The 24,659-nt window shown below is 50.9% G+C and carries 37 protein-coding genes; all 37 read right to left on the bottom strand.

Annotation, left to right across the window (positions count from 1 at the left end; genetic code table 11):
- Positions 1–62 precede the first annotated feature (62 nt).
- Positions 63–860, bottom strand: a complete 798-nt coding sequence (locus KIH86_RS03705; RefSeq protein ID WP_223080916.1) for a phage protein — start codon at positions 858–860, stop codon at positions 63–65.
- A complete protein-coding gene (locus KIH86_RS03700) occupies positions 850–1,182 on the bottom strand; it encodes a phage baseplate plug family protein (RefSeq protein WP_223080915.1) in 333 nt (110 codons plus the stop codon). Before KIH86_RS03700 ends, KIH86_RS03705 begins: the two co-directional genes overlap by 11 nt.
- A gap of 8 nt (positions 1,183–1,190) precedes the next feature.
- The gene (locus tag KIH86_RS03695) at positions 1,191–1,766 is read right to left on the bottom strand and encodes a phage baseplate protein (protein WP_223080914.1); all 576 of its coding nucleotides are present in this window, start codon (positions 1,764–1,766) and stop codon (positions 1,191–1,193) included.
- Positions 1,766–4,324, bottom strand: coding sequence for a phage tail tape measure protein (locus KIH86_RS03690; protein ID WP_223080913.1), 2,559 nt, complete (start codon positions 4,322–4,324; stop codon positions 1,766–1,768). Before KIH86_RS03690 ends, KIH86_RS03695 begins: the two co-directional genes overlap by 1 nt.
- 52 nt (positions 4,325–4,376) lie before the next feature.
- On the bottom strand, positions 4,377–4,565 hold the full coding sequence (locus tag KIH86_RS03685) for a hypothetical protein (protein WP_223080912.1): 189 nt from the start codon (positions 4,563–4,565) through the stop codon (positions 4,377–4,379).
- Positions 4,549–4,842: a hypothetical protein gene (locus tag KIH86_RS03680; protein ID WP_223080911.1), complete on the bottom strand. Its 294-nt coding sequence runs from the start codon at positions 4,840–4,842 to the stop codon at positions 4,549–4,551. Before KIH86_RS03680 ends, KIH86_RS03685 begins: the two co-directional genes overlap by 17 nt.
- Positions 4,843–4,872: 30 nt before the next feature.
- Positions 4,873–5,271 carry a phage structural protein gene (locus KIH86_RS03675; protein WP_223080910.1) on the bottom strand — a complete coding sequence of 133 codons (399 nt, stop codon included), beginning with the start codon at positions 5,269–5,271 and terminating at the stop codon, positions 4,873–4,875.
- Positions 5,272–5,283: 12 nt separating this feature from the next.
- Positions 5,284–6,306 (bottom strand): DUF3383 family protein, encoded by a 1,023-nt coding sequence (locus KIH86_RS03670; RefSeq protein ID WP_223080909.1) that lies wholly within the window; start codon positions 6,304–6,306, stop codon positions 5,284–5,286.
- 5 nt (positions 6,307–6,311) lie between these two features.
- Positions 6,312–6,788 carry a phage neck terminator protein gene (locus KIH86_RS03665; protein ID WP_223080908.1) on the bottom strand — a complete coding sequence of 159 codons (477 nt, stop codon included), beginning with the start codon at positions 6,786–6,788 and terminating at the stop codon, positions 6,312–6,314.
- Positions 6,775–7,119: a hypothetical protein gene (locus KIH86_RS03660; protein ID WP_223080907.1), complete on the bottom strand. Its 345-nt coding sequence runs from the start codon at positions 7,117–7,119 to the stop codon at positions 6,775–6,777. Before KIH86_RS03660 ends, KIH86_RS03665 begins: the two co-directional genes overlap by 14 nt.
- A complete protein-coding gene (locus KIH86_RS03655) occupies positions 7,116–7,607 on the bottom strand; it encodes a hypothetical protein (RefSeq protein ID WP_223080906.1) in 492 nt (163 codons plus the stop codon). The genes KIH86_RS03660 and KIH86_RS03655 overlap by 4 nt, the downstream gene beginning before the upstream one ends.
- Positions 7,608–7,616: 9 nt before the next feature.
- Entirely contained in the window at positions 7,617–8,162 is a 546-nt protein-coding gene (locus KIH86_RS03650; RefSeq protein WP_223080905.1) for a hypothetical protein, read from the bottom strand.
- Positions 8,146–8,346 carry a hypothetical protein gene (locus KIH86_RS03645; protein ID WP_223080904.1) on the bottom strand — a complete coding sequence of 67 codons (201 nt, stop codon included), beginning with the start codon at positions 8,344–8,346 and terminating at the stop codon, positions 8,146–8,148. Before KIH86_RS03645 ends, KIH86_RS03650 begins: the two co-directional genes overlap by 17 nt.
- A 46-nt stretch (positions 8,347–8,392) precedes the next feature.
- Entirely contained in the window at positions 8,393–9,622 is a 1,230-nt protein-coding gene (locus tag KIH86_RS03640; protein WP_235775246.1) for a phage major capsid protein, read from the bottom strand.
- A 14-nt stretch (positions 9,623–9,636) separates the two neighbouring features.
- Entirely contained in the window at positions 9,637–10,254 is a 618-nt protein-coding gene (locus tag KIH86_RS03635; protein ID WP_223080903.1) for an HK97 family phage prohead protease, read from the bottom strand.
- Positions 10,190–11,536: a phage portal protein gene (locus KIH86_RS03630; protein ID WP_223080902.1), complete on the bottom strand. Its 1,347-nt coding sequence runs from the start codon at positions 11,534–11,536 to the stop codon at positions 10,190–10,192. Before KIH86_RS03630 ends, KIH86_RS03635 begins: the two co-directional genes overlap by 65 nt.
- 6 nt (positions 11,537–11,542) lie before the next feature.
- Entirely contained in the window at positions 11,543–13,264 is a 1,722-nt protein-coding gene (locus tag KIH86_RS03625) for a terminase large subunit (RefSeq protein ID WP_223080943.1), read from the bottom strand.
- 34 nt (positions 13,265–13,298) lie between these two features.
- On the bottom strand, positions 13,299–13,922 hold the full coding sequence (locus KIH86_RS03620) for a P27 family phage terminase small subunit (RefSeq protein WP_223080901.1): 624 nt from the start codon (positions 13,920–13,922) through the stop codon (positions 13,299–13,301).
- Positions 13,923–14,025: 103 nt separating this feature from the next.
- Positions 14,026–14,391 (bottom strand): HNH endonuclease, encoded by a 366-nt coding sequence (locus KIH86_RS03615; protein ID WP_223080900.1) that lies wholly within the window; start codon positions 14,389–14,391, stop codon positions 14,026–14,028.
- 43 nt (positions 14,392–14,434) lie between these two features.
- Complete coding sequence (locus tag KIH86_RS03610) at positions 14,435–14,707, bottom strand: hypothetical protein (RefSeq protein WP_223110299.1); 273 nt, start codon at positions 14,705–14,707, stop codon at positions 14,435–14,437.
- Entirely contained in the window at positions 14,704–15,195 is a 492-nt protein-coding gene (locus KIH86_RS03605) for a hypothetical protein (RefSeq protein WP_223080898.1), read from the bottom strand. Before KIH86_RS03605 ends, KIH86_RS03610 begins: the two co-directional genes overlap by 4 nt.
- Before the next feature lie 508 nt (positions 15,196–15,703).
- Entirely contained in the window at positions 15,704–15,865 is a 162-nt protein-coding gene (locus KIH86_RS03600; protein ID WP_223080897.1) for a DUF3797 domain-containing protein, read from the bottom strand.
- Between the two features lie 526 nt (positions 15,866–16,391).
- Positions 16,392–16,886 (bottom strand): hypothetical protein, encoded by a 495-nt coding sequence (locus tag KIH86_RS03595; protein WP_223080896.1) that lies wholly within the window; start codon positions 16,884–16,886, stop codon positions 16,392–16,394.
- A gap of 98 nt (positions 16,887–16,984) precedes the next feature.
- Positions 16,985–17,188 (bottom strand): hypothetical protein, encoded by a 204-nt coding sequence (locus KIH86_RS03590; RefSeq protein WP_235775245.1) that lies wholly within the window; start codon positions 17,186–17,188, stop codon positions 16,985–16,987.
- A gap of 327 nt (positions 17,189–17,515) precedes the next feature.
- Positions 17,516–17,911: a hypothetical protein gene (locus tag KIH86_RS03585; RefSeq protein ID WP_223110298.1), complete on the bottom strand. Its 396-nt coding sequence runs from the start codon at positions 17,909–17,911 to the stop codon at positions 17,516–17,518.
- The gene (locus tag KIH86_RS03580; protein ID WP_223080894.1) at positions 17,908–18,438 is read right to left on the bottom strand and encodes a hypothetical protein; all 531 of its coding nucleotides are present in this window, start codon (positions 18,436–18,438) and stop codon (positions 17,908–17,910) included. Before KIH86_RS03580 ends, KIH86_RS03585 begins: the two co-directional genes overlap by 4 nt.
- A 21-nt stretch (positions 18,439–18,459) precedes the next feature.
- Positions 18,460–18,891, bottom strand: a complete 432-nt coding sequence (locus KIH86_RS03575; protein ID WP_223080893.1) for a hypothetical protein — start codon at positions 18,889–18,891, stop codon at positions 18,460–18,462.
- A 1-nt stretch (position 18,892) separates the two neighbouring features.
- Positions 18,893–20,038, bottom strand: coding sequence for a sigma-70 family RNA polymerase sigma factor (locus KIH86_RS03570; RefSeq protein WP_223080892.1), 1,146 nt, complete (start codon positions 20,036–20,038; stop codon positions 18,893–18,895).
- 2 nt (positions 20,039–20,040) lie between these two features.
- A complete protein-coding gene (locus tag KIH86_RS03565; protein WP_235775244.1) occupies positions 20,041–20,790 on the bottom strand; it encodes an ATP-binding protein in 750 nt (249 codons plus the stop codon).
- Entirely contained in the window at positions 20,735–21,670 is a 936-nt protein-coding gene (locus KIH86_RS03560) for a DUF4373 domain-containing protein (RefSeq protein ID WP_223080891.1), read from the bottom strand. The genes KIH86_RS03565 and KIH86_RS03560 overlap by 56 nt, the downstream gene beginning before the upstream one ends.
- Positions 21,671–21,678: 8 nt before the next feature.
- Positions 21,679–21,936: a hypothetical protein gene (locus KIH86_RS03555; RefSeq protein WP_223080890.1), complete on the bottom strand. Its 258-nt coding sequence runs from the start codon at positions 21,934–21,936 to the stop codon at positions 21,679–21,681.
- Positions 21,929–22,216, bottom strand: a complete 288-nt coding sequence (locus KIH86_RS03550; RefSeq protein ID WP_223080889.1) for a hypothetical protein — start codon at positions 22,214–22,216, stop codon at positions 21,929–21,931. The genes KIH86_RS03555 and KIH86_RS03550 overlap by 8 nt, the downstream gene beginning before the upstream one ends.
- A gap of 13 nt (positions 22,217–22,229) precedes the next feature.
- On the bottom strand, positions 22,230–22,631 hold the full coding sequence (locus KIH86_RS03545; RefSeq protein ID WP_223080888.1) for a hypothetical protein: 402 nt from the start codon (positions 22,629–22,631) through the stop codon (positions 22,230–22,232).
- Between the two features lie 101 nt (positions 22,632–22,732).
- Positions 22,733–22,975, bottom strand: a complete 243-nt coding sequence (locus KIH86_RS03540) for a hypothetical protein (protein WP_223080887.1) — start codon at positions 22,973–22,975, stop codon at positions 22,733–22,735.
- Positions 22,962–23,267, bottom strand: coding sequence for a hypothetical protein (locus KIH86_RS03535; protein ID WP_223080886.1), 306 nt, complete (start codon positions 23,265–23,267; stop codon positions 22,962–22,964). The genes KIH86_RS03540 and KIH86_RS03535 overlap by 14 nt, the downstream gene beginning before the upstream one ends.
- 10 nt (positions 23,268–23,277) lie before the next feature.
- The gene (locus KIH86_RS03530; protein ID WP_223080885.1) at positions 23,278–23,601 is read right to left on the bottom strand and encodes a hypothetical protein; all 324 of its coding nucleotides are present in this window, start codon (positions 23,599–23,601) and stop codon (positions 23,278–23,280) included.
- An 88-nt stretch (positions 23,602–23,689) separates the two neighbouring features.
- A complete protein-coding gene (locus KIH86_RS03525) occupies positions 23,690–24,652 on the bottom strand; it encodes a hypothetical protein (RefSeq protein WP_223110297.1) in 963 nt (320 codons plus the stop codon).
- Positions 24,653–24,659: the final 7 nt, after the last annotated feature.

Below are 24,659 nucleotides of genomic sequence, written 5' to 3'. Positions count from 1 at the left end.
CGCCTGCTGCCCACCATGCATATCTAAGAGTTTGGCGAGCGCCGCGGCTGCGCTTGATTTACTCACATAATCGCCTCCACTTCCGTTTGAAAATCGCCCGTATTGCTAAATTTATGGGTCCCGCTCCGCACATGCAGTTGGCCGGACCACTCCCGGCAGCTTAGTTTAAGGACGGATGCCGTCGTGATCCGGCGTTGCAGCTGCACGGAGCAGTTATATCCTTTGTGGCCGTCCTCCTCAAAATATTCCGGGGAACCGATCAGCCCGGTATCCGGGTTAAGCTCGAATACGGAGTCGGCACCGATCCGGAGCGGCCGGACGTACAATTTGCCTTGATTGATATAAACCGAGGTTCCGCAATCCTTAGCGACGTCGCTAATAATGTCCGTGACCTTGCCCTTTGCGCTAAATCCGCTCTTGTATCGGTAATCCTTGGCGAGCTGCATCTGCGCAACGGGCAGCCCGATCAGTCCAGCCAGTTGCTTAATGACGGCGCTGGCGAGTGATCCCTTGGCAAAGGCGATCTCCTTTTTGATCTCCCTGGCTGACAGGTCCTCGCTGTCCAGGACGTTAATTGTCGTGATCTTGTCCACGCCTTCCCACTTGGTGCGGACCGCCGATATCCGGCCGTGGAGGATGGTCCCGACGTCTCCGGCATATCCCGCATTAACCATAAGCACGGCGTTTTTAACGACCCGGTTAATGGTCGTCTGGGATAGATTCCAGAGCCGTATTTCGGACTCGTTTGGCAAGGCGTCGCTGTCGAACGGTACAGTTCCCTCCATCGTGTATTTATCGAGGCCAAAGGACATATTGGCCGTCATGACTTCGACAATGCGACCGAAATTCTTAAGAACCATCGTCTTCGTCCTCCGCGTCCACGATATATAAAAACACGCTGGTGCCCAGCGTGTTCCAGGTTACTTCTGCGCTTTGTTCCGACTCATCCCAAGGAACCAGGGGCAACTTCGGAAAACGTGAATCCCAAACGTCCACGAATAGAGATTGCCCATAGACCAGCTTTTCGCCGCTCACCAGCACATTGCCGTCGGAATCCTCCAGGTCAACGGCGAAAAAATCATATTCAGCGTTGTAATGGACCTCCATCGTAAACGGCTCGTCCGCAATCGAAATATCAAACCGATACGGCAGGCTGTCCTTGTCGATCTCGATATAATCCATAGCTCACCTCACATCAGGTTCCCGGTGCCCCACTTGTTGCCGGGCTTGATCGGCGCGCGGGTAGGCTTGTTTATGACGCTACTGGCGCTGGTCGCTTTCTTGTCCTTGGTGCTTGTGCTGGATGTCTTCTTGCCGCTTTTCCCTTTGCCCTTACCCTTCGACTTATTTTTCGGCTGCTGTGTCCCTTTATTGGCGACGACAGCGGCCTGTGCCTTAACCGGAGCTGGCAACGTCGCAACATAAGAGGATGTCGCGACGCGGACCTCGCGCAAGTCCATCGAAAAGGTCATGCCGTTGGCAACCGTGTAATCATGGCTGGTGCTAAATGCCGTAATTACCCCGGTAAATCTATTGCGCCCAATGTACTTGACGACCTTGGCTTTATCTTTGACCGCTATGATGTGTGCCCGAATCTTATCTGCATCAGGACCTACAATCAAACCGGAGAGAGACATGGTCCAGGCTCCGGCTTGGACATGATCTACGAGGTTGACCCCTTTTTCGACCGGTTGTTCTGTGACGGTTACCGGATAATCCGGCGCCTCCGTCTCAACCATAATGTACTTGCCGTCGAGTTTAGCCATTAGGCACCATCCAATCCCGCGCTGCGTAGGGCAGACATAATGATTTCCAGCACCACATCATGCATTGCGGTCTTGAGGTTAGATGTCGTGCTGTCATCGGCATTCCCTTCAACGGTTATATTGATGACCGGGCTCACCGTAACTGGACCGGTTCCGCCAGAGGCAGGACGAGCTGGCGAAGATTCCGGAGTGTACGCTTTATTCTCGTTAGCCGTAAGCACACGTTCCCCTTCATGCAGCTTCGCAATATACCCATCCCAAGGGACGTAGGACAGACCGTTCTTATGGCTACCATCAATCGTCGGGATTAAGGGGATGTTAATTCCTGCAATTTCCGATCCGTTGAATGGATTTTTAATTGACACAGAATTCAAATTCGAGATCATCCCGTTGAATTTTCCGATGATCCAATTTATACCGCTTAGGAATGTTGATTTTACAGACTCCCAAGCCCCCGACATCTTGGATTTTATCCCTTCACCAACTCCAGATACCGCAGAAACTATGGAATCCCATGCTGACGACATCGTACTTTTTATACCTTCCATCGCGGATGAAATCGACGTCTTCAAGTTATTCCAAGTAGTTTTGACCTTGTTCCAAATAGCGATTGCTGTATTGGATATCGTTGTTCTAATGCTGTTCCATTTAGAACTAAGCCATGAGCCAACAGCCGTAAAGACACTAATCGTTACCGCTCTGATTTGGTCCCAGTACTTATAGACGAGCGCTGCGATCAGAAAGATAGGACCGCCGATCACCCCCAAAATAACAAGACCCCAGCTCTTTAAAAAGCCCGTCACCGCGTTGAAAGCGATCATGAAATACTTGGGGATGGTGACTTTGAAAAAGTTGAGTACTGCCATGGTCGCGGATTTGATTCCGGCCCACATACCATCTACGAACGCCCTGAACTTGTCTGATCGTTTATAAGCCACCATTAGCGCCACGCCCAAACCAACGAGCGCAGCTACAATCAGGCCAATGACATTTGCCTTTGTCGCGAGATTGAACAGTTTCTGCGCTATTGTCGCTCGTTTGGTCCATAGTTCTTGAATTTTGGTCACAAGCGTCCATGCCTTCATCGCCAAGGTGATAGCTCCGACGGTTAGTTTAAATCCTGCAACTGCACTAGCGATTCCGGCAATTGTCGGCAGGAAGCCCTCCCATTGAGAAAACGAGGTGGCAACATCCTTAATTTTGTTGCCGATTTCCTGAATTTTGGGCCAGAGACTTTCGGCTGCTTGAACCAGCGTTTCGCCGATCAAAACCGCCACCGGTTGTATCTCTGTCCATAACTCGCGACCCTTGTTTATCAGTTGCCCGAAGGATTGTCCGGCCGAGGCGCCAAATTGCTGGAGGTACGGAATAGCTGACTGTATCCATCGAACCAACGTTCCGATGCCGCTCCCTATCTTATCCGCAATCAGGCCGCCAAACGCGCTGATTTCGCCTTGATGGCTCGTAATCCACTGACCGAACTGATTCAGGTAAGGCAATAGTTTTTGACCAATCGGGATTAATACGTAGGTTTCGATCTGCCTGCCAACGAACCCGAACACTTGTCCGACCGACGTAAATTTAATCTTATTGATTTCGGCCATACTGTCCTTGGTCATGTCAAATTGACTCTGTACATTACCCATAGCCGTGATGACGCCGGATTGGAGGTCTTCAAACTGCGTCCCAAACAGATTGATCGCAATGGTGTTTTGCTTAACGGGGTCCTTCACCTTGGCGATTGACTGTACCACCTGTGTAAATGCCTTTTGTGCCGCTGGTCCTCCACGCCCAAATGTCTGCATCATCTTGTTTGCGTCGAGTCCTAGCGCCTTAAATCCTTCGATTGATGTCTTGCTGCCATCCACCGCACGGATATTGAACTCTTTGACGGCGTCTCCAACCTTGTCCAAGTTAAAGGCTCCCGATGCCGCGCCGGCTGCGAGTGTATCAAACATTTGATTAGCGTTAAATCCGAGGCTGACAAACTGATTCGAATATTCGTTTATGGAATCCAGCATTTCACCGCTGAAGTCCAGACCTTTTTGTTTGCCTTGGGCAATGAGGTTAAACGCCTGATCGGATGTTACACCAAAGTTCTTCATCATGGTGTCCACGGTCCGGATGCTTTCCGAAACTTCAAATCCAAACTCGTTTCGGAGGCCGATTGCGTTTTTGGTCGCACCTTGGAGTGCCGTTCCAGTCATTCCAGTGATTTGCTTCACGCTTGCGATGGACTGGCCTAGATCATCCCACGACTCGCCAAACCCGCCAGCATACAAATTCTTGGCTATACCTTTCGTGGCTTCAAGTTGGTCTGACGTCATGCCGGTTGCTTTCTGCATCGACGTCATGGCCGTTTCGAATTTTCCTGCTGCATTAAGTGCAGCTGCCCCGATCCCGATTGCCGCAGCTCCAACAGCAGCGCCAGCAGCGATTCCGAATTTGGTCACGGTTGCCGTCAAACCTTTAATCTTCTTATCGCCTTCATTCAGTCCCTTGGGCTTAAATTTAAACCCAACCGCATACATCAAAGACCCAATGACTCCGCCTGCCACGTTCTGTCCCTCCTTTCCGGACAGCAAAAAGCGGCGCCCGGGAAGGGCGCCGCTACTTCTTGTCCTTATTTTCTTTTTTCATCTGCTCGATATAGATATCCAGAGCAGCGTTAGCTTCGGCTATGTCGTCATCGGACATAATGTCCAGGTCGCTGTAGGTAATACCCATATCAGACAGCAGCAGCCGCCAAAAACTCCAGTTGTCTAATGCCCTCTGACGGGCTTTAGCCCTCGTCAGCATCTTCCATTTCCTCTTCGGTTTCGGTGCCGGTGATGAAGGCAAAGGCTTTTCCTACGATCTCGCCAAGCTCGGCGTAAGAGTCGAAATCCTCGATCCGGACCTTGGGATCGACGACCACATGGGCGAGCATTTCGTCCGCCATCTTCTCGTCGCTCGGGACGCCGTGCTTATTCTTTATCCGGTCCGTAATCTTCGTGACGTTTCGAACGCCAGGATGCTGCAAGGTATACTCCTTGCCAGATTTCGTTGTTACCTTCTTCTGATTAAATGTTGCCATGTTTCATTCTCCTCTCGATTTTCCGGTTTTTTAAGCGACATCCAGATCGAGGCATTGGAATTCGTAAGTGCGATCCCCAGCCTCGGCTCCGTATTCGCGGTCAGCCTGCTTTTTAATAATGGCCTCGGTCGCCGTACTGGTTTCCTTGGGGTCCCCATTATAAACGACCGATACAGCGACAACTTGACTGCTTCGTGCAATCTTATCCAGGTACGGGACCTGCGGGCTTGTCGCCTGCAACGTGACGGTGATCGTGCCCAACGGATTATTGACCTTGTTGACGATCACATCACCCTGGGCGCCAACCTTGACGGAAATATTGTCCTCGTCCTTGGCGACGGTCACCAGGTCCTCACTAAAACCAGTGAGGTATACGCCGTTGACGGTTACTGTGACGTCATTTGCATCATACGTTTTTGCTTCAGCCACCTTTACCCCTCCTTACTCAAATGTAATTGTGCCGGTGATCGCCGCCGAATGGATGGCACCAGCCAGCACGAAACTGAATTTCCCGTCGGGATACCGTCGGGCAGCCTTGTCCGCCGGGTCCACTTCACTCGCCCGGGGAAAGGTCGTCGTAAACTGCGGCTGTCCGTCGTCGTCTTTGGCGATCATGCCGTTTTTGAACGCCCGTTGCAGCACTGTCCGCACTTGGCCCTCGATCATGGCGATGCCTGTATTGTCATACGGCACCTTCTGCCGCTGATCCTGCACGGAGCCGAACAGCGTCTGAACGGCGTTTTGGATGCTAAACACGATGTAATCCTGACTATGCACAAGGTCAATATAAGTGCCTGACACCGTCTTGCCCTCGCTGGTGACATTACGCCCCGCCTTGGTCACGTATGTGATCGCTCCGGCCGCATGAATGGCTGCCAGCTCTGTAGCCGTCAGGTCGAGAGGATCGATCCCGACCAACGTCCAGTCCTTCCAGGTCACGCTGCCTACCGGCAGACTTCCGACGGCACCGACCAACGCCGCTCCCGGGTAATTGGCGATATCCTCATGGTAAAAAACGGTCGATCTTTCATAGTTTTCAGGCTTGATTGTTGCCAAGTCAGCCAATGTAGCTGATCGGGCCACATATTGCCGGGACTTATCCGCCTCAATAATGTCGGCCACCGCCATGATGTCCGCAGCGGCTGCACTCGTCTGGATCAAGAAATACCAATCTTTGAGCAACATGGACGCCATAAAGTCATCGACCGTCTCCGGTGTTGCTCCCGTCTTACGTTGCGCGACGGCAATCTCTGCCGGCGGATTTTTCTGAGCAAACAAAGATTTCGCAGCCTTATACTCCTCAGTGCTTGCCGCGTAATCCGCCGCCACACCGGCCAAATCAGAATACGATTTATACTCCTTGCCCGCCGCCGATGTCCCGATAATCAAGGGCTTACCAAAGCCCAGGATCGGCGTCGGCGTTGCAACCGATATTGTAACGGTAACGTCACTCAATCCTGCCAAAATAATCACTCCTTTGTAATTGGTGCTGTATCAATCCAGTTCAGGGGGGATTCTACAACGTCCGTCGCCCGGAACTCGACATCAAAACCCTGCCGGCGCTCCCATTCCTCGCCAATGTTGAGGTCTCGGTTCTGGATGTCGCCGATGTCAGTAACGACAACATCCAGCGTGTCCTTCAGAACCTCCCGACCGGCCACCTTAAACCAGTCCCTGGCCGTCATGGCAAGGACCATCGCGACATCAATGTCATCCGCGTAACAATTAAAAGAGACGGTAAATGTCACCGTCTCCCGCCTGATCCGCTTGTCATCCTCTTGGGTGATGGCTGCCATGCCGTCAGCCGGTTCAAAGCCGAATATGGTGTAGGTTATGAAACTCCCGGTAGGCATCTTACCGCCGCCGTTCATTTCAATGACCAGCCCACCCGTCGCCTCCTGAAGCCCCTCGACAATCGAAACGCGGATATCCTCATACGGGAGCATTGGCGACCACCTTCCTTAACAAATACTGGTTAACGTCGCTGTACGCACGGTCGGGCGACTCGACGACCGTATACTGTACGCCCCTGTACTCGATCCGCTCACCCGTCGCATGCGTGGACGTCGTATACAGCTTGCGGTCCGTCTCGGTGTAGTATCCGCCCTCACCCGCAAGCAGGCGCGCGCTGACCGGCTGGATACTGCCCCTCAGCTCCACACGCTCCGTCCCGGGCGGCACCCATTTACCTACGACCCACTCACCGCCGCTGTCGCGGAGTAAGTAATAAGGCTCGGTGTACTTCCAGATGATACCCGCATGCCTGAATTGTCTCACCGTCTCCGCCCCCTATGCGCCCGGTTAATAATGGACCAGCTGAGTGACTCCTTCAGCCGCATCTCCTCCGCCTGTAAGAGCTTGCGCCCCTGCTTATGACTGGCATAGATAGGACTAAGCGGAGGCTGCTTGATCCGCTCGAAATTGGCAGCAGTCTTTTCTAGGCCCGCAACGCCGATTTCTTGATATAGCTGGTTCGGATGCTTTCGTCCGTAGGCGATTTCAATCACGCCCGCCTTGACGATCTTATTGATCGTCGCCCGGGACTTGATTTTTCCAGTCCGGATAAAAGAACGCTCAGGGATACCCTTCGGCGCAGAACCGAATTCATGCACGATCGCGATAACAGCCAGTTCATCGTCGCCACGGATGCCTATAGCAACCCGCTTTTCCGTGAGTGCCCGCATCCGAGCTGCAAGCACCTGAAGATTGTCCTCGCCTGAAACCTGTACGCGGGCGCTTGTCGCCCGTCGATTCCTCGTTGCCATGCCTTCACCTCACAATCGAATAAGGGCAGCAACGGCCGCCGGCAAGTCGCCAGCAGCTGCCGTCTCATACGTCACTGAGATATCGCCCACACGTTCCGAGGTTACGCCCGGTGTCTGATGGAGCAACGTTTGGGCATATAGGATACAGGCCAGTTCATAATTTCGGGGAAGCGTTGGCTCCGGCGCGCCCTCTGCGTCACTCGGCATGATATACCCGGCCAAATATTCAACCTCGACATTGCGATCTCCATCCGGCCACCCAAACTCCAGAAACAGGATTCCGTTACCTGACTCGATCACATAATCCGACTCCATTAGCTCCTTGCCACATACCTTCACTTCCGCGACGGAATGGATCGGGAAGTTCCGTAGCCGCAGAAATTTCGTTCCCGAGCCGTCGATCCTCTGCTTGTGCGTTTGCTGCGCCAGTTCCCGGTTGCAGAACCGTTCAATGGCTGCGCTGGCCGCCTCAAGTGACATTTCCAATTCAAAATCCGGCACCGAATCATCGACACCGGACATCATGGAACGCGCCCGGTTAAGACTGGTCAGCATTGGCCTCGCCCGCCTTCTTCGCCGCGTCGATTTCTGCCTTGGTCACCTCGTCACCAATAACTTCCGCAGCTTGCAGTCTTTCCAGGCGCTTCTCGTCAGCTTCAAACAGGCTTCCGGTTTTAATTTCTTCGCCAGTCACCGCGTCTACGAAGTCGGCAATAACGCGATAGGTCTTCTTCGCCACGCTTATCATCTCCCTTCATAGTAAATAGGAGCCCAACGCAGGCTCCTTATGCAGACGGTGCGCCGAGTTTAACGAACGGCGATACTTGATATCCGTTCTCCAGCGTGATAGGTCCGGTCAGCCATGGCTTGCCGTCGGTGTTCCAGAACGCCTTAATGACCGTTTTGTTCTGCCGGAACAGTACGTGTTCGGACGCCTGGATAAAGATGCCGGCTCCGTCTTTGATGAGATAGTAACTCAGGTCCACCAATACGAGGTCCCCAGCAGCTCCGAGCAGCGGTCCGCGGTCTCCAAAGTGCAGCGGATAGCCAAGCAGCGTACCGCGCATAGAGTCAGTTGCAGACGGCTGAAAGATCAACCGGCCATAATCGTCCTTGAGCGTGAGGATTTGAGGCATGATAGACTGCGACGCATGGAACATCAGCCCACCGCCGAGTTTAGCCTTGGCGAGCATATTGACGATGTCGATATACTTAATCTGATTGGCCGTCTCCCGGTTGATTGTGATAGCCGCGCCGGAATTGACTACACCAAGAGGCTTGCCCGTACCGTTGCCATACATGAATGCGACATCCTCAGCCGCAGCGATGGCCTGCCGGAAAAGCTGATTCAGCAGCGTATCTACGATAGGGGCATTTCGCAGCAATTTGTCTGTAACAACGACCGTCCCGGCCACTTCATGCGGCGTCAGGGTAAGGTCCTTGAACTTGGCATCCGTTTCCGGCTTATCCGCGCCTTCCTCGATCCACTCCACTTCCACGCCGCCGTAAATGTTGCTGCCGGCTCCCTGATCCAACGCCGGGATTGTCAGGCTTGCATCAGGCGCAACTTCGCCAGCCGGAATTACGGTTGCCCGAGGCCGTACAACAGCTTCTTCCGGTTCAACCTTGAACAAATTGAGCGAGAATTGAGGAGGCACATATACACCGCCGCTTGTCTTGGTACCCATCGACATCTCGCGATATTCCTTCAGGCGAGGGTCATACGGATCGAATCGCACTGCATGGACGAATTCTCCGAAGTTCCGGAATTCCGACTCATGGTCCGGATCATCCGGCGTCCGCTTACTGCCAGCACCGCCCATGGCGAGTTGCTGCGCGCGTTCTTCCATTTTAATTTCGTCTTCCAGGCCGCGTTTTTCTTCGTCCAAGGCATTGAACTTGGTCTCCTCCTCGCCCGTGAATCCACGCTTCTCTCCTTGCGCCGTCGCAATCATAGCGCGCATTTCGTCCTTCTTCGCAGCCAGTTTCTGCCGAAGTTCAATCAAATTTTTCAATGCGTTCAGCTCCTCTATAAGTTTAGTTTTTTCAGCCTCATGTCCAGGTCAAGCATGATAGCAGCCTGCCGTTCCTCTTCCTCATCCTTCAACTTCCCGGGAGGCTTCGGCCGGTCCTGAAACACTTCTTCAGCTGACCTAACCCCAACGCTTGATTGCGGATAGGCTGGAGTTGTAACAGGGGATACCTCGAACAGCTCCGCTGCTTGCACGGTACGGATTGCCATGTCAGCGTTCGATTCGTCCCACTCTTCGCGGACTGCCTGAAAAATAAAAGACGATCCCCGCACGTCCCCGCGCTCGATCGTCTCCAAATATTTCTCCGCCCAGCTCGGCGGTGTGATTTCGTATCGCAGGCCAGTGTCGTCTTCGGTCAAAACCAGTGTGTTCGGCGTCCGACCCAGAACCTCCCGGCTATCATGCTGCCAAGATGCATACACGTCCGGGTTAATCAGCGATGCGCTAAAGGCACCGCGTGCGAATCGTTCCTGAAACATGCCATAGATCGGCTTGGAGAGCTGGTCCCACCGAACCGCATATCCAATGATCTTCGGCGGCTCTCCATCCTCACGCCGAACCTCCAACCGGCTGCCCTGCAGCAGCAGTTCCCTCTGCTCCTTCGTCTTCTTCATCTTGTTTATCACCTCCTCCGGTTGGTGTAGCCGCTGGCTGCGGCTGCGGTTTGAACTTGTCTTCGTAGTATTTGTCCAGCAGGTCCAGCGGGATCATATTCAGCGGCGCGTAGTAGCGGTCGCCGCCTTCGATGGGATTGTCATTCTCCTTCTCACGGATGTCGTTTTGCGAGTAGACGCCGATATTAAACATTTCTTTGTAGAATGCCGACCGAGCTTGTGTATCCCCACGCAGATAGCCCTCGACCAGATGTTCTACAAATAGCCGCTTACGTTCTTTCTCGTTGAACAGCTTCCAGTTGTACGTTTGTTCGAAACGGATCAACCAGGGCCGAACCGAATGCACGATGAAGTCCGTGCCTTGTTGCTCGATGTTGCTGAATGTCGCCCGCTCAAGGTCGGCCAGCATATGAGGCGGCACCCGGTATATCCGCGCGATTTCTAGCGTCTGGAATTTCCGTGTCTCCAGGAATTGAGCATCATTAGGTGGGATGGTGTTTTTGCTAAAAGTCATGCCTTCCTCAAGGAGCATCATCCGATGGCTCTTTCCCAGTCCTTCGTATTTCTCCTGAAGGGATTTGCTCAAGCGTTCAAAGGCTGGGTCGCTTAAGGTGCTTGGGTGAGTCACTACCGCCCCTACATTGGTGCCATTCGCAAAAAATTCGGCCCCGAACTGTTCGGTAGCCATTGCCAATTCAATGGCTTGCTGTGCCCATGTGATGACAGAAACCCCTTTGGTTCCGTCGAATCCGAGGCCCGGTACGTGCAGCATGGCCCAAAACGGCACGTTATGTTGCTGGCCGTCCTTGGTTGTCACCCGGAAAAATGGGTCCCCCGCCGCCGTTTCCATGTGTTCGACGCGGTGTGGTGGTATGGGCCATAGAGCCACAATCTGCCCGGTCTCGTCGTACTCGATTTCGGCGTAGCAGTTTCCCCACAGCAGCACGTGAGCCATCATCGTCTCGCGAAACGTGAACGCGGTCATGCGCGGGTTTGGCGCGCGCTGTAGGAGATCACCGATTACGTGGTCAGTCCGCGTTTTCCCCCTCGGAGACAGCCGTTTATAGACTGGCAAAGGCAGCGATGCGACCGTTTCAGACAAGATGCGAACGCAGGCAAGCACCGCCGTTGACCGCATAGCCGTCGCAGGCGTAACCTTTATCCCACGTCCAAACGGAATGCCCAGCGCCTCATAAAGCCATCGTTTGGGCTCGCTTAAATTGCTGTAGTCGCTTCTTTTTTCAAAAAAACGAGAAATAAAGGGGATTCTCAGTGGTTTCACCTCCTTCTATAGAGTACGAACGCCCCGATCCTCGTAAATGGAGCGTTTGTTTTTCGATGCCATGGACAGCGTTAGCTTGTGACTGTCAATAACCGAGTCAACCGGGTCGATGCGTTTTGCTTTTGCTCTTGGGTCCTTGTCGATCTTAATTTCACCAAAACTGTTGCTGACCGTCTTGGCGTTAGCCATCGACCAGGTCAGCAGTTTGTTTCTACGATCATAGATGACGTTCCCGGCCTCCGTTTCCAGCCGGAAATCCACCGTAGAATCGTTAAGGCTGCGCGCCGACTGGACAATCTCAACGAGTGGGACGCCAAACTCTTCCAGGTCAGACAAAAAGGCATCCGCATTATGTGGGTCATAAGCGATGCCTTTTAGCTTGAAATTATGTTTTTTGATCAGTTCCCGGTAATAGGCCAGGATGTATTTGTAGTCCGTCTTGACCCCGCCCATCGTTTCTGTCGGCGTAAGCAAGCCTTCACGAATCCACATATCATAGGGTGCCCCGTCCGTTTTGACATGCTCGGCAACTCGCGCCGCCGGAATCCAGCTGTGTGAGTCAATGAAATACTTTCGCTGTTCGTCTATATCCAGCGGAAACTCCAGATTTCCGGATGTTAGGTCGCCGCCGGACGAAAGGTCGAGGCCCAAGTAACACTCTCTGCCAGCCATATCTTCCAGCGTTGTCTCCGACGCGCAGGCTTTCCAGTGTTCCATGTTCATGTACTGCGTATCAGAGAACTGCACCCAGATATCCAGTGACTTGGTCATAAAGTTTCGCAGTTCCGCTCCCTGCATCTTCTTAGCCTTTATAGCGTCTGCGCGCAAACTTTCCAATGTCTGCTCGGTCCACAATGGGTTGGCTTTCGGCCAGTTGGATTCATCCCAAATATCGTCGCCTTTGTCCAACTCGCAGATAAAGACGAACTGCGTTTCATCGACATGAAGGGCAGAGAGTATCAATTTGCAATACTCGTACAATTCGTAACACGGTGAATTTACGTCAAAGCCAGCCGTGGTAATTACTGAGGTCAGGCATTGTTTCAGCTTCTTCTGTCCGTCAGAAAGAAGCTTATACATTTGATTGGTTTTATGCTTGTGATATTCATCAACGGAAGCGTAATAAGGACGGAAACCGTCAATTGTTTCGGTGTCCCGCCCAATGGCCCTAATTTCTCCCCGTGTCAGATTACATAGAATTGTACTCTTGTATTCTTTGGACGTAAAAAGACCTGGTTCGTATTTCGTCCCAGACAATTCAGCATCGGCATTTATGAATTTCAGGCATTCCTTTAAAACGATTCGCGCTTGGTCCTCTTTCGTGGCCGCGCAATATATCTGTGGATAGTTGTACCCGTCGAAATTACCGTAATACAGCGACGGCACCGCATTCCCGAGAGATTTACCATTCTGCCGAGCCACTTGGACATAGGAGGTGCGGAACCTGCGGTAACCATCTAAGGTCAGCCAGCCGTTCCAGCTCCCGAATATGAAGTCCTGGAAGCCCCATAATCGGAGCGGCTCCGGCTCCTCCCCTTCGGCCAGCGTTAAGGATTCAGCAAATTCGATAATCTCATGGGCTCTATCCGGGTCAAAGACGTATGGGAAGTCCTCCATACCCTGACGTTCCAAGTCCTTCAAGTGCCGCTCGCACGCCTGGCGCTGCGTCTTGCCTGCGATGATCCGACCTGAAACAACCTCCAGTGCATACGCCGTCACCCGGTCTATCTCGGCAACCGTGTTATATGGGTATATTTGCGGATTATCCACCACGGCCGCCACCGAACCTGCCGAACTTACCTGGAGCCGTTTCTTTCGCCTTCGGCTTCGGTACATTTTTGACCTTGGAAAGTGGGTTCAAGAATAGGCGGTCCTGCATTTTAAGCAGCATGTCCATTTTCTTATTAATAGCCGTCTCGATTTTTAGCACTCCCTCTATGGAGGCGAGCTGAGATAAGTATTTCTGTGCCCGGAATCCGTATTCGTTGACATCCTGCTCTCGCGCCTCCGCGTTTCGAACGATTTCCTGAAAATACTCATCAAAAACGTGATCTTCAACGGCGATCCGCTCCAGTCTCTGATACTGTTTTAGCAGCTTTTCATATTCCGAATAGGTCCTGCAATACATTGCCAGCAGGCCAACATCCGAGCTGGTCAAAAGGTTAACGTCCTGCTTCGCAGCTTCTTTGTACTCCTTCAAACATTGCTTCCAATGGGAAAATGCCACGACATCATCCTTCACAAATGCCGGAGGTTTCAGCTTTTCCAGCTCTGTTTTGCCGAGCTTTACTTCGCCCTCCTGCCTCTGCCGCAGTTGTTCTCTTGTCAATCGGTTCGGATTGCCCTCGGCGATGTGCAGGCCGATTGGTTTTGCGTTCCTGCCCATCTAGGTCACCTCCAAAGTCCTGAAAATTTCAAAAAACGAATTTTTACGCGAATAAAGGGGGCGGCGGTCTTCAATTATTACAATTTTTAGAGATTTTACCCCCCTACCCCCTTACTGGATTGCCAAATCCTCCATCCTGTTGAACGGTCTTGCGGCTATGACATGGAGTACATAACGCTTGCCAATTGTTCTCGTCCCAGAACAGCACCGGGTCGCCCTTATGCGGAACGATATGGTCAACAACATTCGAGGCTGTGACCTTGCCCTTGCGCTCACACTCCGTACAGATTGGATGCAAGCGAAGGAAGCGGGCGCGAGCTACCTGCCATTTGCGTCCGTACCCTCGCTCTGTCGCCGTGCCTCTGTCTCGATCATAGCCCCATCGCTCGCCTTGATGGTCTGTACAGTAAGGCTCTCCATCTGTTAGGTTGGAACACCCTGCCTTCCGACAGAACTTCTTTAGAGGCATTGCACATCACCGCCACATGGGCGCTTTGGTCTGTTCGGCATAGCTAGTCATTTGATAGCAGCCGGCGGTGTCGCTTCTCCATTTGCTCCCTGACTGTTTGGATCTCCTGACTGACACTCTTAAAATCTTCTTCGAATTCCTGTTCGCCCGATTCCCATTGGATGGACAGGAAGCGATCCATATACTCCTCGCGGACTTCGGCAGGAATCCGTTCGTCCTCTACCATCCCTTTAGCAATGCCGATAACCTCAGATATTTGATCGATGTTCAGGATGTTGATTGTTGCGGTTAATCCACTTACACTCACGTTCTTCACCCTTTCTCGAATAATTGAGCGTCCAAGAAGATCATATCCCCTTTGATTGGCTCCGGTTTACCAAGTTCAAAATGGTTTCCAAAGCGTTTCATAAGGTCCCAGATTTGAAACGTCGTATAACCATCGTCGTCAACTTTCAATTCATACGGACCGAATGGAGAACCTCCCCCCTCTATTAGTTCCAGGTTTATCTCCTCTCGTTGCGACCTTAATATCTGTTCTCCGTACTCAGTCACCTTCACTTTGACGTAATAATTAAAGTTGGTAGTGAATGCTATCTTGCAGCTCCTTCCCGGAGAAATCATAGGCGTTGGTATTCTTATCGTAGGCTTGCAAGGGTAGCCATGTTTATCATAGTATGTGCCCTTCGGATTCTTATCCGTGCACTGATGACAGTGTCTTCCTGGGTACTTCTTACCGCAGTGATAGCAGTGAAATGTGTCGGTAGGAGATTCAAACGCCTTAATAATCCTTTTGAGAAGCCCCATTCATTGTCACCCTTCCTGCAAAATAAAAAAGCCGCCGTATTGGCGACCCTATTCCCTGCCGATCAATACTTGCGTTAGCCACCAAACGAACTCACCGCTTCCTTTAACGAAATTCCACAAATACAAAATCCACATGGCACCTCCGTATTGGCGACTCTTTTAAGGAAATGTTTCCTTGCTTACACGCTTGCCTCTTTGATTTCTCGAATACTCTGCTGTTTTTCAATGGATCGCCGTTTCCGCCTGATTAGGCGTTTGTCGATCTTCTTAATGAGTTGTTCTCCGCGTTCAGCTACTGTCCAATGGTCTACTGCATCCATAGACTGTAGTTTGCATATACGATTGTTCATGATCTCTCCCCTGCCTTGACAATCGTCTCGGCAACCAAATGCGAAATTGCGGCGGATTTTGCAACCAATATCCCATATACAGGAAATCACTTTACAGAACATCACGTTTTAGGCAAATTGCTTTACACGGAAAATGTAAAGTCACTTCTTGACCGGACTCAGCTCGCCTTGACTGTTACACTCCATCCGCATTTACATGTCCGTGTGAATGTATCGTCTTCGATTAGGAGCGCCCCTTCCCCATTGCCGATGTGTTCATTACCGCACTCAGGACATACAACATACTCCTTCTGTAACCGTAATGCTTCGATCAGTTTCATGGAACCCCTCCAAATTCGCAAGCGCTTGGGAATATCAATCCCATACGATGCGCTTGCTTAATTCCTCGTCGTTGCCTTTGAGCATCAAATCCCAACAGGTCTGACAGAACGATGCTTTAAGGATTGTATGCTTCGTTGGTTCCGGGTCATTGCAGATCGCGCAATATCCTTCGACAGGATGCTTATGTTTTCCGTTGTCTTGTTTGACCCACACAGGCAGCGCTCCTTTAATCAAATAGAAAACAGTATGCCGCCTAACGCCACCAGGACGTTGCCAGCATACCGCTTCATGCGCTCATTTCGCCGTGAGCGCTCGGCTATGCTGCTCCTGTAGCCGGGAGCAATACGGCTTATATGTGATGCGCCCGCAACAACTGGACCACGTAGGAACGTGACCGTATCACCGTTGCAGACGCTTGTCACCTCTCGCTTCATTTCCACGCTCTCATAGTATCATGGGAAAGTGCTATTTTGGTGCCAGAATTGTGCTAGAAAAGTGCTAAAAAAGTGCCAGAAAAGTGCTAACTCAAAACTGCTCGGCGTCCTTATCGAAGAAACCGAGCAGTTTCAGGTTGTTTGCGATCGCGACGATTCCCTTATCCACCCAGCTGCGGATTGTGCTGCTCTTTTCATAGTAGCCAAAGAACAGGCATGTCTCCTTCAAGGAATGGCCGTCAAAGTACCGATGTTGGATTGCCCTCTTCACGTCCTCACTCAGAATGAGGCTGTACGCCCGCACAAGGGCCGTTTCCCGGTAACGGTACTGCTCATATACCCAGCGCCGTTTCTCGGCCAGAATGACCGCATTGGCCGTCTTGTCTGCGTGTAAATCTTCCTGATCAATCCGCCGGGCCACTTCACCGTCAATAGCAACCTGCTCCAGGTCCTCCCGATGCTTCTCGTAATCGTCCATCAGTAACCGCATGCTCTTATATTTCCCTAAGAGGAACTTGGTTTTTGCAATTTCCGCTTCGCTTGCCTCCGGGAACAATACGCCCTCTTCCCACTCTGCCACTGCCATTCCCCTCATTCCCCTTTATATGGTAATATGTTGAGAGGAACGTACGTTTGATGAAGGCCCCTGCGCGCCCGCCAAGGATTGCAGGGGTTTCGTTGTGTCTACTCCACTATAGCCTTAACAATCACTACCACGACCAGCACGACGGCGGCTATTGCGAACGGCCCCCAGAGAGGCAGCAAGACCAGCCACCAGTTCCAAGTAATAACGCCAGTCAATTTTAATGTTATAAAGACGATCGCAAGCAATCCGAAGAATCCAATACCCCCGCTCGTCCCTTTGTTATCGTTATCTCTCAATGCCATTCATCCTCTCCGGAATAATATAATTCTACTTTGCGTACTTCCCGCATGCCGACCAGCGTACCTTGTGGTCGGTAGCTCGTCCGTGCGTGTTCTTTCGCAATCCGCATTTGTAATAAGTGTTTGCACTGCCCCAAGACTCTAAGTGCCGGCAGCCTTTACAAGTCGCATCCTTCGGTCCGGTACCGTAAACCTGAATCATCGGATTTTTAGAACTATCTCTTTCCGGACCTTCTGGCGACGGGAATAATTCCATTTGCACGCCGCCACCTCCCCAGGAATAATTTTTGGAATAATTTACGGAATAATTTGAGTCGATTTTGACAACCGTCATTCATCCGGTGTACTGAAGAACTCCGCCGCCTCTTCGGGCTTCACTCCATCCCACAACCCGGACATTACGATCATCGGGAACAGAGCGCCGGTTAGGTAGGTGACGAACTCTTCTGATGGAGGTGAGGCGAGTCCGGCCTGCTCGATCTTCTCGGCCGCCAGGTGAATCATCTCATGGAACAAAATGTGATGTTTACCCACAGGGTCCAATCCCTGCTCAATCGCAATTTCTCCGGTGTTCGGATCGAACCATCCAAGCCCTTCGCCTTTAAGGTCCATTTGCTTAACCGGCAGATGCTGGCCGGGCGATGCGACAATGTAATTCGGGATTTCTTTCATGTCATTTGTCCCTTCGGAATAATATTTGGAATAATTCCTGCGCGTTTCACTCATATTTTTCGCCAGTATCGATTAAGCAAGTAAATGTTGCCGACGTTTTTCATGACCCACTCTTTCCCACGACGCCCGCTTTCTGAAGGGCTAACCTTGGGTTCAGTGGCTGCTCGCTCTAAACTCCAACCGTATTTACTCACACGCTCCTTGAATAGGTTATACGAAATGCCGTTTCTCTCTGCCAAGGCAATTATTTCAAGTGGGTACCTTCGATTTTTCTCTGCATTCTGTTTGCTGTACTGTCGTAGGCGATCCGCTTTATCTATGAGAGCCTCAGTTGCAGCTCTTTCCAGGCTCCAACCCGAAACGCGCACCCTCTTGTAAAATGCATTTGGAGGAATGCCGTTTTCCTCAGCCAATCGGCGCCACTTCAGGAGATTAGTCTTTTTCTGAACCGGTTCTGTGATCGCCCGCTCTTTCGACCATCCCCGATCACGAATACGCTTCTCAAGCGTCCGGCTTGTAATGCCGTTGGCTTTCGCACGTTCGTAATCTTCCGGAGTGATATAGAAATCGTAAGAATCCAAGGCGATCAACTCCCTATGGTTTCAATGGCTATTTAACCCTTCCACTCCTTTCTTTCCTCTATTCGACCGATCAAATTCAGCCTGAAGGTCCTCGCGCGTCTTTACCGTGTACCGGCGGCCAGCGTGCTTTCTCGCTGTCTCCTGTACTCGACGTCGTGCTTTGTTGATATCATCAGGTAAATCGGCATTCTGATCTGTAACCATTTCATAGAGCGGCAGCCACAACTCATTGTCGTCTTTGGCCGCCCGGCGGCGTCGGCGGTTTTCACGGAACTGCTGCGTCAGGCCCAATTCCTCGGCCCGCTGCTCGTCAATAAATTCAAGTGCGTGATAAAGGTCAATCGCTTCCCCATCACAGAAGGCGATGGTTTCGGCGTTGGCATCGAATTGATCCTTGATGTGTCGCATTAGCTCCCGGATCTGGTCAGCGGTTTCTCTGGCAGACAGGTCCATCTCATGCCGTCTCCGCTTCCGTCGAGCCAATTTCAAGTTTTATAAAATGAGTGCCAGTCGTTTCGTCAAATTCAAGCGCATAGCGCTGGCGAACAACATCCTTCGATTCAAGCCACGCGACAAGGGCCTTGCTCACGATGTTGACGCTGCCTTCCTTTCCAAATGCCTTACGGGCCTTTATCCCAGGTGATCCCTTTCGGATAACCAGCCGGTTTCCCGAAGCATTGAACCCCAATTGCAGAAAGTCTCCGATCGCGCAGCCTATTTCCTTCGCGGCGGCGACATTAATATGAGCGCCAGATAAATTGAGACCAATACTCGGTGTATCAGGCAGCGCCGAATCCGTGAACCATTCAATTTCATCCAGAATTGTCTTGACTCCGTGCTGCTTGGCCTCTTCTGCTGTGATCCTCCGCGTAACCACTTCGCTTTTCATTCTCATTTCCTCGCTTCCTGTTATCCCTAGATATTTTTTATACTTCTTTCCGATCCGCAGCATAAGCCGAGAAATATAGGACTGTGACATGCCTAGCTCTTCAGCCATTTCTTTTTGCGTTACGCCAGCCATGAACATCTTAATCATGGATTGTTCGCGCTGGCCGAGGCTTTCAATGAACTCGGCTACGAATATGTGTGTAGAATCATCTTTGCTTGGAATCAACCCCATTAAAGAAATCGACTCCGATTCTTCATTTGCCTGAAGATCAAGGGAAGCGACGTTTCGATTCTCAAGATAGTGAAGAGCCTCTTCCACTTCACCTATGGAATAATCTAACTTTTCCGCAATTTGCGAAGAGGTAGCATCCCACAAACAATGTTTGTTTATCGCGCTAATAATCGCCAATATCCCGCGCGGAGTCTTTACACTTGACCCTTTCGTGGATATGAAGGTCTGAATATAACCTTGGATCATTCTTCCGGCATAAGTGGCGAATTTAACACCACCCTCAACCTTGGTAGGGTCGAAGTATTCAAAGGCTTTAAGCAATCCTATCGAACCCTCCGAAGCTAAATCTTCATACCCTATCCCCTGGTTAATGTATCCACGGAACTTGTTTGCGATATGATATACCAGCCCCATGTTCTGCTGAACGACTTCGTCCTTATGACCAAGATAAGGGTTATAGTCTATCAGACGCGCACTCATTGTCATTGGAACCGGTAATTAAGCTCTATGCCACCAGTGAGCGTTTTTTTGTAATCCCTGCACATCTCGTTGATCCGGCTTCCTGTTCCTTCATCGAATTCACAAATTTGTTCCATCGTCTTCTCCGAGCTGATCATGATTGGTTTGTTCTCCAGATAGCGGAAATTAACGATTCCGAATAGCTGTTCGAGTTGGAAGTCGGTCGGCTCCTTCCGACCCTTAAACATATCATCGATGTAAAGCACCTCACACCGCCGCAATCGACTCATTCGCTCCTCCATCTTGTCAAAATCGTCCTTAATCTCGTTGAATCCCTCAACCCACGGGAAGTAGACTACCTCTACACCCTTGGAGATAAGGTTGTTCGCTACTGCCATAAGCAAATGCGTCTTACCGCAGCCTGGACGACCTAAGAGCGCAATGCTATTCCGGCGCTTCCCTTTGATTTCTTCGTAGTTAATCACGTAATCCCGGGCCGTTTGGAACGCCTGAAGGACAATTTGCGGCCGACCATTCTGTTCGAAATTCGAAAATGTCTTACGCTGAAACTCTTCCGTAATCTTGCTGGAAGACATTAGCCGCTTAACTCTCTTCTTAGCAGCGCATTCACATGGTCTAGCGTAATCCTTGGTCTTTTTCCCGTTATCGTCAAACTCCTGAATCAGCACCCACTCTTCATCCTGGCAAATCTCGCATTCAAAAGACGGACGGGTCAGGTTCGATCTTTCCTCCTGTGTAGGGTTCGTTTTCATCGAGGAAAGCGTATTGGCCCTTTGTTTGATTTCCTCCAGCATGCCCGACAGAGTTTCGCCCGTGCTCTTCATTTCCGATTCCTCCCGTTAAATAGTCTTTATAGGTGCCGGCATTTAGGTAAGTCGTCGGCATCTTTGCAAACGCTCCGTCCTTACCGATCGCATTAGTGTCTTGCGAGTAAAGAATAGTGCAGCGTATCAGGTCTTCGCGTTCGGCTGCCTTTACTTTCTTTTTCCAAGCGGTGTATGCTTTCGCTTTATCCCTTCGCCTTGCCTTAGGGAACACATCCCAAAATCGTTCAAAATCAGTGTGATATTCATCGGTGTGTGATTCTGCCGCAGGCGAATCCGCACATATGTTTTTAATATTTTTATTTACTTTACTTTCCTTTACTTTACTTTGTGTACCTTTCTCAGGGGAAAACCCCTTTTTTTCGTCATTATCCCCGGGGAAAACATCCGCATCATAAGCGTTATCTCCAGAAATAACCTCGATTCTATCATTTTGACCCTTCTTTTTGCGCCACTTGCTCCGCATCTTTTCTACTTCATTGTGCCTTTTTTTCACTCCTAAACTGGTAATGCACTGGTGCATTTCATAATGCATTGGATCAAATAAACCTATTTCAAATGCTGCTTCGAGCATAGGACTAAATTGATCCTGGTCTATTCCGAGTTTCTTTATTAGGGCAGTTCGCACCGTGAAGCTGGACACATCCAATTCCCCGTTTTCGCTCCGGTAAATGCGTTCCAAAAGGATGAAATAGAAGGCGTAGCCGTCATTACCAAATAAGGCGCGCATGGCCTCTATTTTCTCGTCGTTCACTGCATCCGTATCATGAGGGAAGTATTCCATGCCCTCCTTCTTTGGCCGTGCCATGCCTCCACCTACTCTTGATTGTTTTTATCCACCCGCGCCAGCTCCGGAATGCCCAGCCCTTCGATGAACTTCTGTTCTTCCTGAATAGTCCGGTGTTCTTTGTCCAGGACGCGATAAATAGCTGTGTTGAATACAGAGCCACTAAAGCCTTCACTTGCCAGCTCATCCAATTCGGCTATAAAAAGCCCGACTTCCGTAAGGCGCTCATCAAGATCGTACCAACGTTGTACAAGCTGATGCTGCAACGTCCCCTGCTTATTACGCATTAGGCACCTCCCCGAAGACAGCGCGCAGGAAGGATTCCATCTGCGCTGTGCTGTCCTCCACGCGCCACATGATCTGTTCCAAAACGGTCATTACCTGCTGGAATGGCACTTGGCCGAACAGGGATTTAAACCGATCCAAGAAGGCGTCAAAGTCATTATGGAAGTCCGTCCAGTCAAATCCGATACCTTGCAGCAAACCCTCAAATTCACTGTCTGGACGTCGTTCTCCGCAGCCCCATGCTTTCATGAGGCTTGATATTTCTATGGTCCGCTCAGTCATCCCAATCCCCCCCCTAGTGCCAATTAATGAAGACGTTCCGCTCCGGATCGGCAAACCACTTTGCAGACCGTTTCGGCCCACTGGTCGCATGCGCCCAGACATAAGGCAACCAGACGCCCGGCTCGACCTCTGCGAAATCGCAGCCTACTTCAAGCGTCTCACCATCCCGGGCATACCGCTCCCATACCACGGCGTGCGCAGTCCGCAGGAGAGGCCGCCAGCAGGTCGAGCGATCCTCTTCCGGACGCTTGTCCAGTTCCTGCTTCCAAAGCGACAGTAAGGCGCTGACGCCCCGGGTACGGACGATATGACGGGCATTGACGATCACCCGGTCCGTATAATTAGCCGGTCTCCGGGCAGACTGAAGGTTATAATTCTTACCGGCCATGAAGGCCGAAGACAATATGATTGACATAATTTACACGCTCCTAATTTATGGGAACGCCCTTGACGCCTGACACCGCAGGACGGTATAATGGCGCCAAGAGTTACCCATTGATTTGTATTGATATCGCCTTAACGCGTACTCGCCAAAGTAACCGCGTTGGGGCGATTTTGCTTTTTATTAGCCTGATCCTGAAGGAACTCCCGAACTATGTTGTCCTTATATTCAATGACCTTCTCCAAAATGGTCTTTGCCTTTTCCGCTGCATGGTCTGCGGTAAAAAGTTCATCATTCGCTACGCAAGCAATCAGTTCAATCAAATCTTTTTTGATATCCGCAAATTTCGAGAAATCATTCCAGTCATCCAACGACATGTTCCATAACCTCCTTCCTGTAGAATTCTGCTCTGGCTTCCAACAGATCCGATTCCTTTCCTGCATAGACATGTGTTGGTGAAATCTGATATGCCTTGCAAAGTTTGTTGAAAAGGAACATGTCTGTTCCGCCACAATCCATTTCCCACTTTTTCATTGTGCGCTCTGTAACCCCAGCAATCTCTGCAGCTTCTTTAAGCTCCTTGCGGCAATTCAAACGAGCCTCCCGTAGGCTGATCCTGTTACGGCCCTCGGAGATAACCTGTCGGGCTAATTCCAAGCCTGTATTCATTTCATCCCTCCTAATTCAACGGAAGTGTATTGGTGTTACTCAACGCATCCGTGATTTCTTTTGCCATAAAGGCATCAAATTCAATGGTCATTCCTTTCTCGGCAATGAAGGACAAAGCGAGTATCTGAGCGATTTCCACAGCTTGCAGGTCTCCAATTTCCCGGTCAAACTCATCAATTTTGCGAGTAGTTTTCTCCAGGAATTGCTCCTGCTCCTTGAAGAATGCTTCTACGATCCCAAACAAGATTTGCAACCCTTCGCTGTCGGTCAATTCCTTTGAATTAACTCGGTGTATCAAGGAATCGAGTTGTTCAAGATAGGCTTTTCTATTCACGTGCGTCTCTCCTTTCGTTTAATATTCTTGACCAGTACGGCGTGCTGCGCTGGCTTGTGGAACCACAGGCGGGCAAGGTGTTCGAGAGTCATAGATGCCGCCCTGCCTTTTCCTTTGCCAGCAATCCGACCAGTATTGCGTGGAACTTGTCCAGCACGCCCATGCGGACCATTATGGTAATGCCGGAAACTCTACTTTTGAGCGTCTTTTCGGCATATGGCTTTCCGGTTTCCGCGATTCGCTGGTCATTCAGCCGTTTTCGCTCGTTCTCCATGACGCGGGGAACATCAATACCGTGCTGATCCAACATGATTCCGTAGACGAGGTTATAGGTTTCCTTATGGTCAAATCGAGTCCAGCGAACATACTCATGCACAAGGTCAACCACCTTTGCCTGATCCGGAACAGCCGTCAGGTTATCAGTCAGAGTGTCCAGCCCGCTGCGCAGTCGCTGCACTTCCTTGTCGCGTTCTGCATCCGCCTTTTCCTTCTCCACTGCCTGCTGCGCCAAATGCGCCAGCATTTCCAGAGGCGTCATGTGCCGAAGAGTCTCTTCGGCATCCAGCAATCTTGTCCGCACGGTTTGGGCAATGGTACTGTCTCGAAGAAGCATTCCGATTCGGAGGATTGCTCGTCTGGGAATGACGGTGAATGCAGAAGCATTTTTACCAACCAAACCCAATTCCTTAAAGGAATTCAGTTCCTCCCCGGTCAATGTTCTCAAGCCGTCCGAATGCAACTCTTCCCGATTATCGAAGATCAAGCTGTTGATCGTCTGCTTAGGAACCTCGTAATAATCGGCTACCTGCTCCATACTTGCGTTCACATCATCCGGTAGAAGCATAAGCTTCTTAACCTTTTCCAGTACCTCCGTACGATCGACATAAGATTCTCGCAGGGACTTGCTTTCAATCAACGCATCACTTTTCATATGATTGCTCCTTTCTGCGGACGCCTTTGACGTCTCCGCTCTAACTATCTCTGCATCACCCCTTTCAGTTGCAGAAAACACAAAATTTTGTTTTCCTGATTTTGGAACCTTGTGAATCATGGTACGT

The organism is Paenibacillus sinensis (assembly GCF_019904155.1).
GTDB lineage: Bacteria > Bacillota > Bacilli > Paenibacillales > Paenibacillaceae > Paenibacillus_AQ > Paenibacillus_AQ sinensis.
This window is presented reverse-complemented; position numbering and strand designations above follow the sequence as displayed.

Bases quoted from the DNA above. Each gene is read 5' to 3' on its own strand.
- KIH86_RS03595 (WP_223080896.1), bottom strand. From the start codon at position 16,886: ATGGCAGTGGCAGAGTGGGAAGAGGGCGTATTGTTCCCGGAGGCAAGC.
- KIH86_RS03555 (WP_223080890.1), bottom strand. From the start codon at position 21,936: ATGCGTAATAAGCAGGGGACGTTGCAGCATCAGCTTGTACAACGTTGG.
- KIH86_RS03685 (WP_223080912.1), bottom strand. From the start codon at position 4,565: ATGCTGACGAGGGCTAAAGCCCGTCAGAGGGCATTAGACAACTGGAGT.
- KIH86_RS03635 (WP_223080903.1), bottom strand. From the start codon at position 10,254: ATGAAGAAGACGAAGGAGCAGAGGGAACTGCTGCTGCAGGGCAGCCGG.
- KIH86_RS03705 (WP_223080916.1), bottom strand. From the start codon at position 860: ATGGTTCTTAAGAATTTCGGTCGCATTGTCGAAGTCATGACGGCCAAT.
- KIH86_RS03680 (WP_223080911.1), bottom strand. From the start codon at position 4,842: ATGGCAACATTTAATCAGAAGAAGGTAACAACGAAATCTGGCAAGGAG.
- KIH86_RS03535 (WP_223080886.1), bottom strand. From the start codon at position 23,267: ATGAATACAGGCTTGGAATTAGCCCGACAGGTTATCTCCGAGGGCCGT.
- KIH86_RS03540 (WP_223080887.1), bottom strand. From the start codon at position 22,975: ATGTCGTTGGATGACTGGAATGATTTCTCGAAATTTGCGGATATCAAA.
- KIH86_RS03585 (WP_223110298.1), bottom strand. From the start codon at position 17,911: ATGAGTGAAACGCGCAGGAATTATTCCAAATATTATTCCGAAGGGACA.
- KIH86_RS03620 (WP_223080901.1), bottom strand. From the start codon at position 13,922: ATGGGCAGGAACGCAAAACCAATCGGCCTGCACATCGCCGAGGGCAAT.
- KIH86_RS03560 (WP_223080891.1), bottom strand. From the start codon at position 21,670: ATGGCACGGCCAAAGAAGGAGGGCATGGAATACTTCCCTCATGATACG.
- KIH86_RS03700 (WP_223080915.1), bottom strand. From the start codon at position 1,182: ATGGATTATATCGAGATCGACAAGGACAGCCTGCCGTATCGGTTTGAT.
- KIH86_RS03615 (WP_223080900.1), bottom strand. From the start codon at position 14,391: ATGCCTCTAAAGAAGTTCTGTCGGAAGGCAGGGTGTTCCAACCTAACA.
- KIH86_RS03550 (WP_223080889.1), bottom strand. From the start codon at position 22,216: ATGACTGAGCGGACCATAGAAATATCAAGCCTCATGAAAGCATGGGGC.
- KIH86_RS03695 (WP_223080914.1), bottom strand. From the start codon at position 1,766: ATGGCTAAACTCGACGGCAAGTACATTATGGTTGAGACGGAGGCGCCG.
- KIH86_RS03570 (WP_223080892.1), bottom strand. From the start codon at position 20,038: ATGAGTGCGCGTCTGATAGACTATAACCCTTATCTTGGTCATAAGGAC.
- KIH86_RS03525 (WP_223110297.1), bottom strand. From the start codon at position 24,652: ATGATTCACAAGGTTCCAAAATCAGGAAAACAAAATTTTGTGTTTTCT.
- KIH86_RS03605 (WP_223080898.1), bottom strand. From the start codon at position 15,195: ATGGGGCTTCTCAAAAGGATTATTAAGGCGTTTGAATCTCCTACCGAC.
- KIH86_RS03600 (WP_223080897.1), bottom strand. From the start codon at position 15,865: ATGAAACTGATCGAAGCATTACGGTTACAGAAGGAGTATGTTGTATGT.
- KIH86_RS03545 (WP_223080888.1), bottom strand. From the start codon at position 22,631: ATGTCAATCATATTGTCTTCGGCCTTCATGGCCGGTAAGAATTATAAC.
- KIH86_RS03665 (WP_223080908.1), bottom strand. From the start codon at position 6,788: ATGCTCCCGTATGAGGATATCCGCGTTTCGATTGTCGAGGGGCTTCAG.
- KIH86_RS03590 (WP_235775245.1), bottom strand. From the start codon at position 17,188: ATGGCATTGAGAGATAACGATAACAAAGGGACGAGCGGGGGTATTGGA.
- KIH86_RS03565 (WP_235775244.1), bottom strand. From the start codon at position 20,790: ATGAAAACGAACCCTACACAGGAGGAAAGATCGAACCTGACCCGTCCG.
- KIH86_RS03655 (WP_223080906.1), bottom strand. From the start codon at position 7,607: ATGGCAACGAGGAATCGACGGGCGACAAGCGCCCGCGTACAGGTTTCA.
- KIH86_RS03650 (WP_223080905.1), bottom strand. From the start codon at position 8,162: ATGCTGACCAGTCTTAACCGGGCGCGTTCCATGATGTCCGGTGTCGAT.
- KIH86_RS03575 (WP_223080893.1), bottom strand. From the start codon at position 18,891: ATGGACCTGTCTGCCAGAGAAACCGCTGACCAGATCCGGGAGCTAATG.